Annotated in this window: 15 protein-coding genes and 1 riboswitch; of the genes, 8 read left to right on the top strand and 7 right to left on the bottom strand. The window is 72.9% G+C overall.

Going from position 1 to position 17,231, the window contains the following annotated elements; all coding sequences use genetic code 11:
- Positions 1 to 66 precede the first annotated feature (66 nt).
- The 4 genes from FE374_RS09905 (at position 67) to rpe (ending at position 6,243) form a co-directional block, all read left to right on the top strand.
- Positions 67 to 2,292, top strand: a complete 2,226-nt coding sequence (locus FE374_RS09905; protein ID WP_139928669.1) for a primosomal protein N' — start codon at positions 67 to 69, stop codon at positions 2,290 to 2,292.
- A 526-nt stretch (positions 2,293 to 2,818) separates the two neighbouring features.
- Positions 2,819 to 3,757 (top strand): methionyl-tRNA formyltransferase, encoded by a 939-nt coding sequence (fmt, locus tag FE374_RS09895; protein ID WP_139928667.1) that lies wholly within the window; start codon positions 2,819 to 2,821, stop codon positions 3,755 to 3,757.
- A complete protein-coding gene (locus FE374_RS09890) occupies positions 3,754 to 5,409 on the top strand; it encodes an RsmB/NOP family class I SAM-dependent RNA methyltransferase (RefSeq protein WP_139928665.1) in 1,656 nt (551 codons plus the stop codon). Before fmt ends, FE374_RS09890 begins: the two co-directional genes overlap by 4 nt.
- Positions 5,410 to 5,577: 168 nt before the next feature.
- A complete protein-coding gene (gene rpe / locus FE374_RS09885) occupies positions 5,578 to 6,243 on the top strand; it encodes a ribulose-phosphate 3-epimerase (protein WP_139928663.1) in 666 nt (221 codons plus the stop codon).
- Positions 6,244 to 6,259: 16 nt separating this feature from the next.
- On the opposite strand, the gene FE374_RS09880 is transcribed toward rpe, so the two are convergent.
- From FE374_RS09880 to FE374_RS09850, 7 genes are all read right to left on the bottom strand, one after another.
- Positions 6,260 to 7,576 (bottom strand): MFS transporter, encoded by a 1,317-nt coding sequence (locus tag FE374_RS09880; protein ID WP_139928661.1) that lies wholly within the window; start codon positions 7,574 to 7,576, stop codon positions 6,260 to 6,262.
- Positions 7,577 to 7,587: 11 nt separating this feature from the next.
- Positions 7,588 to 8,391, bottom strand: a complete 804-nt coding sequence (locus FE374_RS09875) for an IclR family transcriptional regulator domain-containing protein (protein ID WP_139928659.1) — start codon at positions 8,389 to 8,391, stop codon at positions 7,588 to 7,590.
- Positions 8,388 to 9,557 carry a 4-hydroxybenzoate 3-monooxygenase gene (locus FE374_RS09870; protein WP_139928657.1) on the bottom strand — a complete coding sequence of 390 codons (1,170 nt, stop codon included), beginning with the start codon at positions 9,555 to 9,557 and terminating at the stop codon, positions 8,388 to 8,390. Before FE374_RS09870 ends, FE374_RS09875 begins: the two co-directional genes overlap by 4 nt.
- Complete coding sequence (locus FE374_RS09865) at positions 9,554 to 10,420, bottom strand: ABC transporter ATP-binding protein (RefSeq protein ID WP_139931517.1); 867 nt, start codon at positions 10,418 to 10,420, stop codon at positions 9,554 to 9,556. Before FE374_RS09865 ends, FE374_RS09870 begins: the two co-directional genes overlap by 4 nt.
- A 41-nt stretch (positions 10,421 to 10,461) precedes the next feature.
- Positions 10,462 to 11,214 (bottom strand): ABC transporter permease subunit, encoded by a 753-nt coding sequence (locus FE374_RS09860; protein WP_223173725.1) that lies wholly within the window; start codon positions 11,212 to 11,214, stop codon positions 10,462 to 10,464.
- Between the two features lie 86 nt (positions 11,215 to 11,300).
- Complete coding sequence (locus FE374_RS09855) at positions 11,301 to 12,134, bottom strand: ABC transporter permease (RefSeq protein WP_456319100.1); 834 nt, start codon at positions 12,132 to 12,134, stop codon at positions 11,301 to 11,303.
- A 5-nt stretch (positions 12,135 to 12,139) separates the two neighbouring features.
- Positions 12,140 to 13,144 carry an ABC transporter substrate-binding protein gene (locus FE374_RS09850; protein WP_139928653.1) on the bottom strand — a complete coding sequence of 335 codons (1,005 nt, stop codon included), beginning with the start codon at positions 13,142 to 13,144 and terminating at the stop codon, positions 12,140 to 12,142.
- Positions 13,145 to 13,775: 631 nt separating this feature from the next.
- Positions 13,776 to 13,905, top strand: a riboswitch (FMN riboswitch).
- 96 nt (positions 13,906 to 14,001) lie between these two features.
- Between FE374_RS09850 and FE374_RS09845 the strand changes: the two genes are divergently transcribed.
- From FE374_RS09845 to hisG, 4 genes are all read left to right on the top strand, one after another.
- On the top strand, positions 14,002 to 14,856 hold the full coding sequence (locus FE374_RS09845; protein ID WP_230978233.1) for an ABC transporter permease: 855 nt from the start codon (positions 14,002 to 14,004) through the stop codon (positions 14,854 to 14,856).
- Positions 14,857 to 15,002: 146 nt separating this feature from the next.
- Positions 15,003 to 16,061, top strand: coding sequence for an ABC transporter substrate-binding protein (locus tag FE374_RS09840; protein ID WP_139928651.1), 1,059 nt, complete (start codon positions 15,003 to 15,005; stop codon positions 16,059 to 16,061).
- Between the two features lie 10 nt (positions 16,062 to 16,071).
- On the top strand, positions 16,072 to 16,335 hold the full coding sequence (locus tag FE374_RS09835; RefSeq protein ID WP_139928649.1) for a phosphoribosyl-ATP diphosphatase: 264 nt from the start codon (positions 16,072 to 16,074) through the stop codon (positions 16,333 to 16,335).
- Between the two features lie 44 nt (positions 16,336 to 16,379).
- The gene (hisG, locus tag FE374_RS09830; RefSeq protein ID WP_139928647.1) at positions 16,380 to 17,231 is read left to right on the top strand and encodes an ATP phosphoribosyltransferase; all 852 of its coding nucleotides are present in this window, start codon (positions 16,380 to 16,382) and stop codon (positions 17,229 to 17,231) included.

Raw genomic sequence — 17,231 nt, 5'->3', positions numbered from 1 at the left:
GCGGTACGTCCATACACCTGTGCGGCCGCGGCCGGTGCTGTCGGTCGGGCGTGGTGAGATGAGGACATGACACCGACGAGCCGCTCCCGCCCCCAGCAGGGCGCGCTCCTCGACCTGCCCGCGACCGCGCCGCAGGCGGTGGACGGCGAGGGCGTGAGCGAGCCGGTGGCCCGCGTGGTGGTCGACGTCACGCTGCCCCACCTGGACCACACGTTCGACTACCTCGTGCCGCCCGCCATGGCGTCGGTTGCCCTGCCGGGCACCCGGGTACAGGTCCGCTTCGCGGGCCGGGACCGCTCGGCCTACGTCGTGGAGCGCCGGTCCGATACCGACCACCGCACCACCCTCGCCCCGCTACGTCGCGCCGTCTCCCCGGTCCCGGTGCTCAGCCCCACCGTGCTCGACCTGTGCCGTGCGGTCGCCGACCGCTACGCCGGCACGCTGATGGACGTTGTCCGGCTCGCGGTTCCGCCGCGTCACGCGACCACTGAGAAGGCCGTGCTGGAGAAGCACGCGCCTGGTGCTCTCGTCGGAGCCGTGGTGGACCCGCCGGACTCCCAGGCGTGGCAGGCCTACACGGGCGGGCCGGCGTTCCTGCGCCACCTGGCGGCGGGCGAGAGCCCGCGGGCCGTGTGGACCGCGTTACCGGGGCACGAGCCGGTGCCGGGTGCGGCACTGTCGAACGGGTCCGCGTCGGTGGGGTCGCCGGCGGAGCCGACTGTGCCGGAGGGCGTCCCGCCCTGGCCGACGGCGATCGCGCAGGCGGCGCAGGCGACCCTCGCCTCGGGCCGGGGCGTGCTCGTCGTCGTGCCCACCACCCGGCACGTGACACAGGTGGTCGACGCCCTCGCCGCCACCCTGCCGAACGAACCGGTGGCCCGGCTGGTCGCCGACGACGGGCCCGCGAGGCGCTACCGCGCCTTTCTGCGCACACTCCTGGGCGAGGCGCGGTTGGTGGTCGGCACCCGGGCCGCAGCGTTCGCCCCGGTGACCGACCTCGGACTCGCGGTGATCTTCGACGACGGCGACGATCGCCTCGCGGAGCCACGCGCCCCGTACCCGCACGCCCGGCAGGTCCTCGCCCTGCGCGCCGAGCGGGAGGGTGCCGCCCTGCTTGTCGGCGGTTTCACTCGAACCGTCGAGGCCCAGCTTCTCGTGGAGCAACGCTGGGCGCACCCCGTCCAGGCGCCGCGTGAGGTGCTGCGGCGGGTCACGCCCCGCGTCGAGGCTCCCGGAGAGGTTGAACTCGCCCGCGAGGGACCCGCGGCCGCGGCCAGGATTCCGCACCCGGCGTGGCGCATCGCCAAGGAGGCGCTGACGACCGGTCCGGTCCTGGTACAGGTCGCGCGGGGCGGCTACGTCCCCGTGGTGGCCTGCGCACGCTGCCGCGAACCCGCGCGGTGCCGCACGTGCCATGGGCCCCTGCGGCTCGAGAGGGCCGGCGCGGCGCCGTCGTGCTCCTGGTGCGGGCGTATCGCTGCGGACTGGGCGTGCTCCACGTGTGGCGACAACCGCGTGCGGGCCACCCGGGTCGGTTCCACGCGCACCGCCGAGGAGCTGGGCCGTGCGTTCCCATCGGTACCCGTGGTCATCTCCGGGGCGACGGCGGACCACGGGGTGGTCGAGACGGTCGACGACCGCCCACGGCTCGTGGTCGCAACCCCCGGCGCCGAGCCCGTCGCGCGGGGCGGATACGCGGCCGCGCTGCTGCTCGACGGCGCCGCGAGCACCTCCCGCCCCGAGCTGTGGGCATCCGCGGAGGCGTTGCGCCGCTGGCTCGGGGCAGCCGCCCTCGTGCGTGGCGCCGAAGCCGGCGGACGGGTGATGCTGCTCGGCCAGCCCGCCCCCGTGCCCGCGCAGGCACTGGTGCGCTGGGATCCGGCTGGTTTCGCCGCACGCGAGCTCGCCGAGCGGGCCGAGCTGTCCTTTCCACCTGCCGTGCGCCTCGCGGCCGTGCAGGGCCCGCCCACGGCCGTCCGTTCGCTCCTCGGTCACCTCGAGCCGCTCGACGGGCTCGAGGTGCTCGGTCCCGTGGCCGTCGAGGCCCCCGACCCCCGCACCGAGGCCCCGGCACCCACGCGCCGTCCTCGGAACGGGTCGCCGCGGGCGGCTGCACGGCCGGTACCCCCACGCCCGCTCGTGCCCGAACCGGAGGTGCGGGCCGTCCTGCGGGTCGACCGCCGGCAGGGGGCCGCGCTGAGCCGCCGGCTCGCCCACGCCGCCGCGGCGCGCAGCGCTCGCAAGGAGGACGGCGCGGTCCGGGTTCAGGTCGACCCGCCTGACCTGTGGTGAGCCAGCCGACCTTGTGGTGACCGGCGGTTGTAGGTCGCGCCGGACTTCCGGCGCCGCAGCGTCCCGGCCGGGCTGGCGCGGTTCATCGACCTGCGCGACCAGGGCTGTCGCACCCCGTACTGCGACGCCCCGGTCCGCCACCACGACCACGTCGTGGCCCACGCCGACGGCGGACCCACCACCGCGGCGAACCTCAAGGGCGCCTGCGAGGCCTGCAACTACGCCAAACAAGCACCCGGCTGGCGCGACCACCCCCTGACCACCGGCGAGCAACGCGCCGGAGCGGCAGAACAGCAACGCGCCGGACCCGACCCCGGGCACGTCGTGCAGACCACCACCCCGACGGGCCACCGCTACACCTCGGCCGCGCCCGCCCTACCCGGCCATCACGCGCCCCCCAGGCACCGAACCCGGCCGCCAACCACAGCCCCATCGAACGCCTCATGCTCGACCTGTACTGGGCGGCCTGAGCGGGGTGGGCCCCGCGCGCAGCCGAGAGCGGGCCAGTCACCTAAACTCGGCAACCATGCGCCTGCTGTTCGCCGGCACCCCCGACGTGGCGGTGCCCACCCTTCGTGCCCTCCTCGACTCCGAGCACGAGATCGCCGCCGTACTGAGCCGCCCCGATGCGCGCCGCGGGCGCGGCCGCAGCCTCGCTGCGAGCCCCGTCGCGGAGCTCGCCCGATCGGAGGGGATCACGGTCCTGACGCCGCGCAGCCTGCGGGACGACGGCATCGCCGAGCAGCTCGCCGCACTCGATCTCGACGTGGCGCCGGTCGTGGCGTATGGCGGCCTCGTGCCGCCCGAGCTGCTCGACGTCCCGCGGCACGGCTGGGTCAACCTGCACTTCTCGCTCCTGCCCGCGTGGCGCGGCGCCGCCCCGGTTCAGCGCGCGGTGATCGCCGGCGACGAGGTCACCGGTGCCAGCGTCTTCAAGCTCGAGTCCGGTCTCGACACCGGCCCGGTCTACGCGACCCTCACCGAGACGGTCCGGCCCCGGGACACGGCAGGAGACCTGCTGGCCCGGCTGGCTGAGTCCGGCGCCGGCCTACTCCTGGCTGCGCTCGACACCCTCGCCGACGGCTCCGCACGGCCCGAACCGCAACACGCCGAGGGCGTCAGCTCGGCGCCGAAGCTCGAGGTCGACGACGCCCGCGTGCGCTGGGCGGACCCGGCTCTCGCCGTCGACCGGCTCATTCGTGGCTGCACACCGGCGCCGGGGGCCTGGACGACGACCCCGACCAGCGCTCGGCTGAAGCTGCGCCCCGTGACGCCTCGACCCGACGTCGACGACCTAGGTCCGGGGGAGCTCAGGGCGAGCAAGCACGAGGTCCTCGTAGGGACGGGGTCTCATGCCGTCGCCCTTGGTGAGGTGGCTCCGGCGGGCAAGAGCTGGATGCCAGCAGAGGCGTGGGCGCGGGGCGCTCACCCGGCCGCGGGTGACCGCCTGGGCGTGGACCGATGAGCGACACGGGCGGCACGGGACGCGGCGGTCCCTCCGGGGGGCGCTCCGGCGGCGGTGGTCGTGGCGGAACGAGCTCCGGTGGCGGTGGCCGCCGCGAGGCGAGCTCCGGTGGCGGTGGCCGTGGCGGCGCGAGTCGCCCGGGTGGCCGCAGCCAACCGCGGCGCCGGCATACCGCGGACGCTCACCGTCGGGCGGCGTACGACGTGCTGCGACAGGTCGCGGAGTCCGACGCCTACGCCAACCTCGTCCTGCCCGGGCTGCTCCGCGAGCGCGGTATCACCGGCCGGGACGCCGCCTTCGTCACCGAGCTGACCTACGGCACGCTCCGGCTCCGCGGGCGCTACGACGCCGTCCTCGCGCGCTGCACCGACGGCCGCCGGCTCGAGACGCTCGACGCACCGGTGCTCGACCTGCTCCGCCTCGGTGCCCACCAGCTTCTGGGCATGCGGGTACCCAGTCACGCCGCCGTCTCCGAGACGGTCACCCTCGCCCGTGAGGTGACCGGTCCTGGCCCTGCCGGGCTGGTCAACGCGGTACTTCGGGCGGTGTCCCGACGCAGCCTGGAGTCCTGGCTCGACGCGGTGGGAGACGTGGCTGACCCCGACCGGACGGACGCCGTCGCGCGGCTGGCGGTCACCCAGTCCCACCCGGACTGGATCGCCCGGGCAATGCGCCAGGCCCTCCTCGCGCACGGGCGGCCGGCCATGGAGCTGGCCGACCTCCTCGCGGCGGACAACACTGCACCGCAGGTCACTCTGGTCGCACGGCCCGGTCTCGTCTCCGTCGACGAGCTCGCCGCACAGGCCCAGCGGGCCGACGCCGGTATGCCCCGCCGAGGACGTTGGTCGCCTCAGGCCTTGGTGCTCGGCGGCGGGGACCCGGCCCAGCTGCCGGCCGTACGCCGCTCCGCTGCCGGCGCCCAGGACGAGGGGTCCCAGCTGGTGGCGCTGGCCCTGGCGGCCGCACCGCTCGCGCCGCCCGAACCAGGTGCCGCCAGTACCGGAGGCAACGGCGACCGTCCGGGAGGCGGCACCGACAGTGCCGACACCGGTGACCGTGCCTGGCTGGATCTCTGCGCCGGTCCTGGCGGCAAGGCCGCGCTGCTCGGCGCCATCGCGCACCAGCGCGGGGCCCACCTGCTGGCCAACGAGGTGGCCGCACACCGGGCCCGCCTGGTGCGCGCCTCCGTGGCGGCACTTCCGGCGGGCACGGTCGAGGTGCTGACCGGCGACGGCCGGGAGATGGGTGAGACCCATCCGGGCCGGTTTGACCGGGTGATCATCGACGCCCCGTGCACGGGCCTCGGGGCCCTACGCCGCCGCCCGGAGTCCCGCTGGCGGCGGAGCCTTGAGGACCTCGCGGCGCTCGGGCCGCTGCAGCGGGCGCTGCTCACCTCGGCGCTGGATGCGACCCGGCCCGGGGGCGTGGTCGCGTACGTGACCTGCTCACCCCACGTGGCCGAGACGACCGTGGTGGTAGAGGACGTGCTCGGAAGGCGGACGGACGTCGAGGTGCTGGACGCCGTCGCCACCGTGCAGGAGGTGGCGAACGAGCCGCTACCGGACCTCGGGGACGGACCCTATGTGCAGCTGTGGCCTCACCTGCACGGCACGGACGCGATGTTCCTCGCCCTTCTCCGTAAGACCGCCTGAGCCTGATCGGCTCGAGCACCGGTTGCCATCGGCAACGGCGGCATCAGTGCGGCGCGCGGCCGCCCGGCGCGCCGCCCGCTGCCGGCTGCCCGCTGCCCACGCGTTCGTGGGGGACGGGGAGGATGGACGGCCGGGCCCCCCATCGCCACGTGGCCCTAGGGTGACGGGGTGAGCATCGTCATCTCGCCCAGCATCCTGAACTCGGACTTCGCCGACCTCCGTGGGGAGCTCGCCAAGATCTCCGGCGCCGACTACGCGCACGTGGACGTCATGGACAACCACTTCGTGCCCAACCTGACGCTCGGTCTGCCGGTCATCGAGAGCATTCTCAGGGTCACCCCAGTCCCGGTCGACGCCCACCTCATGATCGAGAACCCGGACCGCTGGGCCCCCGCTTACGCCGAGGCCGGGTGCGCGTCCGTCACCTTCCACGCCGAGGCAGCCACCGCCCCGGTCAAGCTCGCACGCGACCTGCGTGCTCAGGGCGCACGCGCCGGTCTCGGCCTGCGCCCGGCCACCCCGATCGAGCCCTACCTCGACCTGCTGCCCGAGTTCGACATGATCCTCGTCATGACTGTCGAGCCCGGCTTCGGCGGACAGTCCTTCATCGACGGCACCCTGCCCAAGATCGCCCGCACGCGGGCGGCCATCGAGGCGGCCGGGCTGGACGTCTGGCTGCAGGTGGACGGAGGTGTCTCGCGCGCCACGATCGAGCGGGCCGCCGACGCCGGAGCGAACGTTTTTGTCGCCGGCTCGGCCGTCTACAACGCGGAGGACGCCTCAGCCGAGGTCGACGCCCTGCGCGAGCTCGCCCGGGGCGCCCACGCTCACTGACGTCGAGCCCGCGGCTCTAGCCGCGCGGGACGCCGATGGGCCGCTCGTTGCCGGCGAACAGGCCGGCCAGCCCCAGTGCCACGGCGGCGGCAACGAGGACCGTCACGGGCAGGGCCCAGCCATCGGTGCTGGAGGCGAGCCAGCCGATGAGCACCGGCCCGACGGCGGCGAGACCGTACCCCGCGCCCTGCACCATCGCGGACAACGACCGGCCGTAGTCGACGTCGACGGGCCGGACCGCCACCAGCGTAAGACCCAGACCGATGCCGGCCCCCTGCGCCACCCCACCCACGACGACCCACAGCAGCCAAGTCCCGGGCAGCAGGACGACGCCAAGGAGCAGCACCACCCAGCCGGCGGCGATGATCAGGCCGACGCGGCGCGCGTCGCCGAACCAGGACAGCATCGCGGGTACGGCAAGGGTGCCGAGGATGCCCAGAAGATGGAACAACGACACCGCGGTCCCGGCGGTCGCCTCGCTTACCCCGGCCTCGTCGACGAGCATCGGCGGCAGCCACGCGCTCACGCTGTAGAACAGCGCCGCCTGCAGGCCGAAGAACAGCGCCAACCACCACGCGCTCGGCATCGTCCATACGCTCCGCTCTGCCCCGGCAGCCGCAGCAGACCCGGCAGCCGTACCGGACGTTGCGGACGTTGCCGCCGGAGCGGACGCGGCTGACCCGGCGGGTCCGGCGCCGCTCGCCCCGACACCGCCCGCCCGACCACGGCCGGAGCCCGCACCGCCCGGGCCGGTGGCACCACGGCGCATCCGAACCAGCCACATCACCAGGGCGAGCGCCACCAGCACGGCGAGCGACGCCGTCGCGCCCCGCCAGCCCAGGGACCCCGCCATCGGCACGGCGACGGCCGCGGCGAGTGCGGCGCCCAGGCCGTAGGAGCTCGTGGAGGCGGCCATGACGCCCTTGGTGCGCCCGCCCGCGTCGCGGCGGACGAGGACGGGCAGCAGCACGTTGCCCACGGTGATCGCCAAGCCCACGAGGACGGTGCCGGCGAGCAGCAGCGGCAGCCCGCCCCACGGGCGCAGGGCGACCGCCAGCCCGAGCACCACGAGCGCGACCAGCAGGGTGCGGTCCAGGCCGAGCCGCCGGGCCAGCAACGCCACCAACGGTGAGCCGACGGCGAAGCACACCAGTGGCAAGGACGTGATCAGGCCCGCCGCCGTGCCGGTGAGCTCCAGCTCCGCGCCGATCCGGCCGATCAGTGGTGGGATGCCGACGATCGGGCCGCGAAGGCTCAGCCCGATCAGGACAGTGGTCACCACCAGGAGTCCCACCCCAGCGGGGCGGCGGGTCTCCGGGGGACGGTTCAGCACGTGACTCCCGACTACCGCAGGGCGGCGACGTCGGCGGAGATCGCGGCGGCGGTCGCGAGCAGGTGGGGGAGCATCTCGGCGATGATCGCCGCCGCGGGTCCGCGGCGGGCGGCGGTGGACATGTTGACGGCGGCGACGACACCGCCGGAGCGGTCACGAATCGGGGCGGCGATCGAGCGCAGGCCTTCCTCCAGCTCCTCGTCGACCATCGCCCAGCCCTGGGCGCGCACCTTGCCGAGCTCGTCGACCAGCTGGTCGCGGTCGGTGATCGTGTACCGGGTGAGGGGCCGCAGCTCGCCGAGGTGCTCCTCGAGCTGGTCCGGGGGCAACCACGCGAGCATGACCCGGCCCATCGAGGTGACGTAAGTGGGCAGCCGGGCGCCGACACCAAGGTCGACGCTCATGATGCGCGAGCTCGCCACCCGCGCGACGTAGACCACGTCGGTGCCGTCGAGCACGGACACCGACACGGACTCGTCCACCCGGGTCGCGAGCCGCTCCAGGTGCACGCGGCACAGCTCGGGCAGCGAGATCGAGGACAGGTAGGCGTACCCCAGCTCGAGCACCCGTGGGCGCAGGCTGAAGAGACGGCCGTCGGCGTCGACGTACCCGATCTCCACCAGGGTGTGGAGGAACCGCCGGGCGGCGGCCCGGGTCAGGCCCGTGCGCCGGGCGACCTCGCTCAGGGTCAGCCGCGAGTGCTCGGCGTCGAAGGCCCGGATCACGGCCAGGCCGCGCTCGAGCGACTGGACGAAGCCGGCAGAGCGCTCCGCCTCGGCGGGTGTGTCCGCGCTGATCACAGGTGCCTCGCTCATCCGACGTAGTTCTCTGCGAGTGCGGTGGCGTAGGCGCGCGAGCCGGTCACGTTCGCCAGCTGGGCGGTCTGCAGCCGGTGCTGGAACAGGTCGTCACCGGGGAACTTGTGCAGCATCGACGTCATCCACCACGAAAAGTGCTGCGCGCGCCAGACGCGAGCCAGCGCGTCTGTCGTATAGCTGTTCACCAGCGTCTCCTCTCCGGTGCTGTACCAGTGCTCGATCGCCCGCGACATCAGGAGTGCGTCGTGGACCGCGAGGTTCATGCCCTTCGCGCCGGTGGGCGGGACGATGTGGGCGGCGTCGCCGGCCAGCAGCAGGCGGCCGCGCTGCATCGGCTCGGTGACGAAGCTCCGCATGGGGGTGATGCCGACGTCGAAGATCTCCCCGCGGCCGGGGTCCCACGGCTCGCCGTCGAGGCCGAACCGCACGGCGAGCTCCTCCCAGATCCGGTCCTCGGGCCAGCTCTCCACCTGCTCCTCCGCACCGACCTGGAGGTACAGCCGCGTCACCTCTGGGCTGCGCATGCTGTACAGCGCGAACCCGTTCTGGTGCGAGGCGTAGATCAGCTCGTCCGTGCGCGGTACGGCGTGGACGAGGATGCCGAGCCAGGAGAACGGGTACGTCCGGTCCAGGTGGCGAAGGGTGTCGCCGGCCGCTGCCCGGCTCACGCCGTGGAACCCGTCGCAACCGGCGAGCACGTCGCCCACCACCCGGTGGCGCGCGCCCCCGGCAAGGTAGGTGACCGACGGCTCCGCGGTGTCGACGTCGTGGACCTGGACCTCCGCGACCTCGAACCGCACGTCGCCGCCGTCCGCCAGCCGTCGGGCGAGGAGGTCCTTGACCACCTCCTGCTGCCCGTACACCGTGATGTGGCGCCCGGTCAGCTCTGTCATCGGGATCCGGTGGCCCGCACCGTCGAACCGCAGCTCGATGCCCTCGTGGACCAGACCCTCACGGTGCAGCCGGTCGGCCACCCCGACCTGCTCCAGGATCTCGGTGGTCCCGTGCTCGAGGACGCCCGCGCGCACCCGGTTCTCGATGTGCGCACGGTCCCGGTCCTCGAGCACCACCGAGGTGATGCCGGCGAGGTGGAGCAGGTGGGAGAGCAGCAGCCCCGCGGGCCCGGCGCCGATGATCACCACCTGCGTCCGCTCGTCGGTCACGCCCCTGCGAGTCCCGCGTAGGGTCCGTCGCCGACCGTCGGGGGCAGGTCGCTCGGTCCGCCGGTGGAGGCCACCGGGACGGCGTCCTCGGGGCGGTAGCCGCGCTTGGCCTTTTGGACGAGGTCCCAGACGTGGGCGCGTAGGCGGGCGAACTCGGGGTCGTTGCGGGTGGTGAGCTGGTCGCGTTGGTCGGGGAGGTTGACGGGGACGTCCTCGAGGATGACGGTGGGTCGGCCGGACAGCACCAGGACGCGTTGGCCGAGGTAGATGGACTCGTCGATGTCGTGGGTGACGAACAGGACGGTGACGCCCAGGCGGTGCCACAGGGCGCGGACGAGATCCTCGAGGTCGGCGCGGGTCTGGGCGTCGACGGCGGCGAAGGGCTCGTCCATGAGGAGGATGTGTGGTTCGTAGGCCACGGCGCGGGCGATGGCCACGCGTTGCTGCATGCCGCCGCTGAGCTGCCAGGGGTAGGAGCGGGGGACGTCGGCCAGGCCGACGGCGTCCAGGGCGGTGTCGACGAGGCGGCGGCGTTCGGCCTTGCCGATGCGCTTCTCCTTCAGGGGGAGCTCGACGTTCTGCTCCACGGTGAGCCAGGGGAACAGGGAGCGGGCGTACTCCTGGAAGACCACGGCCATGCCCTTGGGCGGGCCGGCGACGGTCTCGCCCTCGAGGCTGACGGTCCCGGCGGTGGGCGCGAGCAGGCCGGAGATGCAGCGCAGCAGGGTGGTCTTGCCGGCCCCGGAGGGGCCCACGATGCAGACCATCTCACCGGCCTTGACCTGGAAGGTCAGGTCGCGGATGGCCTCGGTGTTCCCGGTGGAGGAGGTGTAGACCTTCTTCAGCCCGGACACGTCGAGCATGGTGGACCCGGGGGCGGGCCGGTCGGTGGGGGTGGACACGATTAGTTGCCTCCTCGTTGGGACTGGCGCAGCCCGGTGTACCAGGCCAGGACGGGGCGCTCCAGGGCGCGGAAGATCAGGGACAGCAGGAAGCCGAGCAGGCCGAGCAGGATGATGCCGGTCCACATCTCGGGGATGGCGAAGGACCGCTGGAACTGCACGATGGTGAAGCCCAGGCCGTTGGACGCGGCGAACATCTCCGAGATCACCATGAGGATGATCGCGATCGAGAGTGCCTGGCGGGCACCCGTGACGATCTGCGGGGACGCCCCGCGCAGGACCAGGGTCCGTAGCCGGGTGGCTGGGCGCAGCCGGTAGACGCGGGAGGTGTCGCGCAGGACGTCGTCGATGCCGCGCACGCCCTCGATGGTGTTGAGCAGGATCGGCCACAGTGCCCCGGTGGCGATGACGAAGATCTTCATCGAGGTGAAGATGCCCAGGAAGAGCATGATGATCGGGATCATCACCGGCGGGGGGATGGCGCGGAAGAACTCCAACGTGGGTTCGGTCAGGGCCCGCAACCGCGGGGACAGGCCAATCGCCGTGCCGGCGGCGACACCGACCACCAGCGCGATCAGGTACCCGGCGACCAGCCGGTAGAGCGAGGGCAGCACCTCGGCGGTGATCCGGCCCTCGAACCACGTGGCCGGGAAGGTGGCCAGGATCTCGGACAGGGGCGGGAAGAAGAAGGACTCGCTCCCCGCCGAGGCCACCCACCAGATGCCTAGCAGGATGACCGGCAGACCCAGCGCCATGAGGAACCGGCGCAGGAGCGAGCCGCCGCGGCGGCGCCGCTGGGTGTCGCGTTCGATCGGGGCCGCGATCGTGGTGGTCGTGGTGGTCATGAGGACGTCTCCCGCCTGATGGAGGGGTGCCAGCGCAGCACCCGCCGCTCGACGAGCCGGGCGAAGGTGTTCACCGCGATGCCGAGCAGGCCGGTGACGATCACCAGCGCGTACATGGAGGCCACCGCGCCGGACTGCTGCGCGACGGCGACGAGCTTGCCCAGACCCGGGGTGCCGATGATCAGCTCACCGGTGACCGTCAGGATCAACGCGACCGACGCGGCCAGGCGAAACCCGGTCACGACGTAGGGCAGCGCGGTGGGCCAGATGACGGTGCGGGCCTGGGTCAGGGCCCGGAACCGGTAGGTCCGGGCGGTGTCCCTCGCGACCGGGTCCACGTCCTGGACCCCGTAGAGCACCTGGACCAGCACCTGCCAGAAGGAGGCGTAGACCACCAGCAGCAAGGTGGACCGCATGCCGGTGCCGTAGAGCAGCACCGCCAACGGGATCAGCGCCACCGACGGGATCGGCCGCAAAAACTCGATCGTCGAGGCGGTCGCCTCCCGCAGGAAGGGCACCGACCCGACCACGATGCCCACCACGATGCCGCCGGCCATCGCGATCGCGAGCCCGATCGCCCACGTGGTCAGCGTCTGACGGAACGCCGTCCAGAACTCCGGGGTCTGCACCCGCTCGACCAGCGCGGCGAACATCTCCGAGAACGGGGGCAGGAACCGAGGGTCCACCACCCCCATGCGGGGCAGCATCTCCAGGAGCACCACCACGACCATGATGCCGAGCAGACCCAACGCGCCCTTCCCGCCCCGGCGCCGCGAACGGCGCCGGGGGGAGGCCGCGGCGGTGGTCCCCAGGGGGGATGCAGCGGTCACGGTGCTCACGGCAGCAGCTGGCTCAGGTCGACCTCCTCGTCGACCAGCCCGTACTTGAGGGACAGGTCGGCGAGGAGCTGCAGGCTGTCGGTGCCCATCTTGCTGGAGAACTTCGGCATGACCATGGCCTCCTGCACCGCCGGGTCGATCTCGGTGTAGGTGCTGATGATCGCGCGGGCCTCGTCCGGGTTCGCCTCGGCGTAGTCCAGCGACTCGTTCATCGCCGCGGTGAAGTTCTCGACGATCTCCGGCTCGGCCTGGGCGTACTGCCGAGTGGTGAAGTAGGCGGCGATCATCATGTCGGGGTCGACCTCGGCGAAGTTGTGGGTCACCACCTCGGCGCCCTGCTCCTTCGTGATCGTCAGGAACGGCTCGAGGATCCACGCGGCGTCCACCTGCCCGCTCTCGACGGCGGCCGGCATGTCCGGGAAGCCCATCTCCACGAACTGGATCGACTCGGGGTCGCCGCCCGCCTTGGCGACGACCTCCTTGACCGTGACATCGCCGATGTTGTTCAGGGTGTTCACGGCGACGGTCTTGCCGGCGAGGTCGGCCGGCGAGGTGATGCCGGAGTCGGGCTTGGTCACGACGGCGCCGATGTCCGCCGTCGTGTCGCCGGTGGAGAAGTTGCCCGGCGCCACGATCTGCAGCGGTAGGCCCTTGGACGAGGCGATGAGCAACGAGACGACGTTGGAGAACCCGAACTGATAGTCCCCGGAGACGACTGCGGGGGCGATCGCGGCACCGCCCTGGGCCACGTCGAGCGTGACGTCGAGGCCGTGCTCCTCGAAGATCCCCTGGTCCACGCCCAGCCAGATGGCGGCGGTGTCGACGATCGGGATGACACCGACCGTGATCGGGGTGAGGTCGCCGCCGGCCTCGGCGCCGGTGGTCTCCTCGGTGCCAGGGGCGGCCGAGGTCTCCTCGGTGGTGCCACCGCCGCCGCAGGCTGCGGTGAACAGGAGGGCGGAGGCTGCGGCAACAGCCAGGGGCAGGCGTCGTGCTCTCATGGGGATGAGTCCTTCCTCGAAGGTTTCAGGCGAAGTCGTCGGCTGACGACTGGGCTGGCCGCCGTGAGGCGGTGGAGGGTGGTACGGCTTCGCGTGTCGTCTCGTCGTCGTGGCGGGCGCTCTCGGGGGTAGCGGCCCGCCGGCCCGTCCGCAGCAATGCGGGGCCGGACCGGAAGGTCGTGTGGTTCTCAGGTGCAACTGTGGTTCGCATGGAGAACCTAGGTGGGACGAAGGTCACACGTCAAGGACCTCTGGACGTGTCCCGAGTGACGGGCGGAAGCGTCGTGCGCGGCCCCGATGCTCGTGTGCATCGGTCGGGCGAGAGTGGCGACGGCGCCGGAACCAGGTGTGCGCATGGGGAACAAACGGCTGTGCGCGGCCGGAGTCTGCGGGTGGGTAGGGCAGTCGGGGCAGCAGTGAGCGCTGCGCTCCAGCCGGTGTTCGCTCTGTGGACCTGCCGGCTGCCGAGGCCCACAGCCCGGTCGCTTGCACCGCAGAGCCGCCAGATCGTGACCTGATCGAGATGCTTGCGGTCGCTCTGGAGCGGCGCCCCCCGAGAGCGGCCACGCCGGCTTTCGCGAGGACGGCTGCGCCGGGACACGCGTCTCCCGTATGCTGGCCCGGTAACAAGCACGTGCTCCGGGGTCGGTGAGAGTCCGAACCGGCGGTGACAGTCCGCGAGCCGCGCACCCTCGGGTGCTCGGTTGACCTGGTGAAACTCCAGGACCGACGGTAAAAGTCCGGATGGGAGGAAGCACGCGGCGCGCGCAACTCGTGCGCGCCGAGGCTCGGTGACGGCTTCGTGCCGCCGCCGGTCCGTCGTCCCCGGTCCATGTGCCCGGACGGGGAGGACGCAGGTGACTACTCAGGCAGGCCACGGCAGAGCGGCGACGCTCGTGCCGTCCGTCTCGTCGGCAGACCGTACGCGCACGGTGGACCGCCTCTCCCGTCCGCCCCGGCGAGCAGTCCCGCTGCGCCGCCGTGGGGGTGCGGCGATCGTCGCCGGTGCCGTCGTCCTTGTCGCCTGGGAGCTGGTCTCTCGTGCCGGCGTGGTGCCGGCGTTCTTCCTCCCGGCCCCCACCGCGGTGGCGGTACGCCTGGGGCAGGACCTGACGACCGGCAACCTGCTCGCGTACACCGCACCCACGCTGGTGGAGGCTGCCCTCGGGTGCGTGCTCGGCACCGTCGTCGCGCTCCCGCTCGGCTACGCCGTCTTCCGCAGCCGTTGGGCGGCCGCCGCGCTCGAGCCCTACATCGCGGCGTCCCAGGCGCTGCCGGCCGTCGCGGTCGCGCCGTTGCTGACGATCTGGCTCGGGTACGGCCTCGTCCCGATCGCCGTGCTCTGCGCGCTCCTGGTGTTCTTCCCCATCCTCCTGGCCACCGTGCACGGGCTGCGGTCCCTGGACCCGGACGTCGTCGCCGCCGCCCGGCTCGACGGTGCGGGGGAGTGGGACCTCCTGCGCTCCATCCAGCTGCCGCTGGCCCTGCCGAGCCTGCTCACCGGGCTGCGCAACGGCTTCACCCTGTCCGTGACCGGCGCGGTCGTAGGCGAGATGGTCATCGGTGGCGAGGGCCTCGGTCTCATGCTCGCCGCGCACGGCCGGTCCGCCGACACCACCGGCATCTTCTCCACCCTCATTGTCCTGTGCGCGCTCGCCATGGCGATCTACGGCCTGCTCACCGCCCTGGAGCGGCACCTGGTCAACCGCTGAACCGCACCACGTCCTTCCGCCGGGACCGATCGCCCGCCCCGACCTGCCGCCCGCCCGCCCCACCTCACCCGCCCGCCCGCCCGCAGTACCTCACCCGCCAGCCTCACCTCATCCGCCCGCCAGCCCGCGCCACCAGGAGCCGATCCATGACCTTCCGCGCCCGCCTCGCCGCCGCCGTCGGCCTCGCCGCACTCACCCTCGCAGCCTGCGCCGCACCACCGACCGGGGAACCCTCCGGCGAAGAGACCACGGCCGGCGCGGGCGGCGCGTCACCCGCCGCCGCGGGAGCCGTGACCGTCGGGCTGACCTACGTGCCGGACATCCAATTCGCCCCGTTCTACGTCGCGGACGCGAAGGGCTACTACGACGAGGCCGGCGTGGACGTCACGCTGCGCCACCACGGTCAGAGCGAGCAGCTGTTCACCGCGATCGCGGCCGGCCAGGAGGACGTGGTCGTCGCCGGCGGTGACGAGATGCTGCAGGCCCGATCCCAGGACGTGCCGCTGCTCTCCGTGGCGACGCTGTACCAGGAGTACCCGGTGGTCCTCATCGTCCCGGAGGACTCGCCCATCACATCCCCGGCCGACCTGGCCGGGCACAGCGTGGGAGTCCCCGGCCCGTTCGGCGAGACCTACTTCGGGCTCCTCGCTCTCCTCGGCGCGGCCGGCCTGACCGAGGCCGACGTGGACGTCGAGCACATCGGCTTCACCCAGCAGGCCGCCCTCGCGGCGGGCCACGTGGACGCAGTCATGGGCTTCGTCAACAACGACGCCGTGAACTTCGCGGGCGCGGGCATGGCCGTGCGCACCATCGAGATCCCCCCGAACGCCGACGGCGTCACCCCCCTCGTCGGGATCGGCCTGGGCGTCCTCGACGAGACCGCCGCTTCCCGCCCCGACGACGTGGCCGCCGTCGTCGAGGCCACCCTGCGCGGGGCGGCGGACGTCGCCGCGGACCCGGCCGCCGCCGTCGAGCTGGCCGCCGACTACGTGCCGGACCTGGACCGGCCCGACCGGCAGCAGGCCGCGCTCGCCACGCTCGAGGCCACCGTGCCCCTGTACGGCGAGGCGTCCGCGTTCGGAGCCCAGGACCCCGCAACCTGGGCGGCGATGGTGGCGTTCATGACCGAGCGCGGACTCCTCGAGGCGGACGTGGACGCGGCCGACGCCTGGACGGCGAAGTTCCTGCCCGCCGCCACCAACTAGGGTGGGCGCCGTGAAATCCTTCGACCAGCTCTTCGCCGAGCTGCAGCACAAGGCCGCGACCCGGCCGGAGGGCTCCCGGACCGTCACCGAGCTGGACGCGGGCATCCACGCCATCGGCAAGAAGGTGGTCGAGGAGGCCGCCGAGGTGTGGATGGCGGCCGAGCACGAGAGCGACGAGGCGGCGGCCGAGGAGATCAGCCAGCTGATCTATCACCTGCAGGTGATGATGATCGCCAAGGGGCTCACGCTCGACGACGTCTACCGTCACCTGTGAGCCGGCCCGCCCCCCGACCGTCCGCGCCCCGAACCGGAGCTGAAGTGCTGCGTATCGCCGTCCCCAACAAGGGCTCGCTGTCCCTGCCCGCGTCCGAGATGCTCAGCGAGGCGGGCTACCGTCAGCGCGGCCCGGGCGGCCGTGAGCTCGTGCTCGCCGACCCGGCCAACGACGTCGAGTTCTTCTACCTGCGCCCGCGGGACATCGCCGTCTACGTCGGCTCCGGGACGGTGGACGTCGGCATCACCGGGCGCGACCTGCTGCTGGACTCCGGCGTCGAGGCCGTCGAGCACCGGCCGCTCGGCTTCGCGACCTCCACCTTCCGGTTCGCCGCGCCCGCCGGGGAGATCACGAGCCTCGAGCAGGTGAACGGTAAGCGGGTGGCCACGAGCTACGACGTGCTGGTGGGCGACTACCTCGCCGAGCACGGCGTGGACGCCGCGGTGGTGCACCTGGACGGTGCGGTGGAGTCCTCGGTGCAGCTGGGCATCGCCGACGTCGTCGCGGACGTGGTGGAGACCGGCTCCACCCTCCGCGCCGCCGGGCTGGCCACCTTCGGGGAGCCGATCCTGCGCTCAGAGGCGGTGCTCATCCGCAAGCCGGGCGAGGCGGAGCCCTCCAACGGCCTGACGATCCTCGACCGGCGCCTCCAGGGAGTCCTCGTGGCCCGCCAGTACGTCCTGATGGACTACGACGTGCCCAACGAGCACCTCGAGGCCGCCGTGGCCATCACCCCCGGGTTCGAGTCCCCGACCGTCTCGCCGCTGCACGACGGCAAGTGGTCGGCGGTGCGCTCGATGGTCCGCAAGGACGTCACCAACAAGGTGATGGACGAGCTGTACGACGTGGGCGCGCGGGCCATCCTGGTCACCTCGATCCACGCCTGCCGCGTCTGA

Source organism: Georgenia yuyongxinii (genome assembly GCF_006352065.1).
Classification (GTDB): Bacteria; Actinomycetota; Actinomycetes; order Actinomycetales; family Actinomycetaceae; genus Georgenia; species Georgenia yuyongxinii.
The sequence above is the reverse complement of the archived record's forward strand: the minus strand, read 5'-3'. Positions and strand labels throughout refer to the sequence as shown.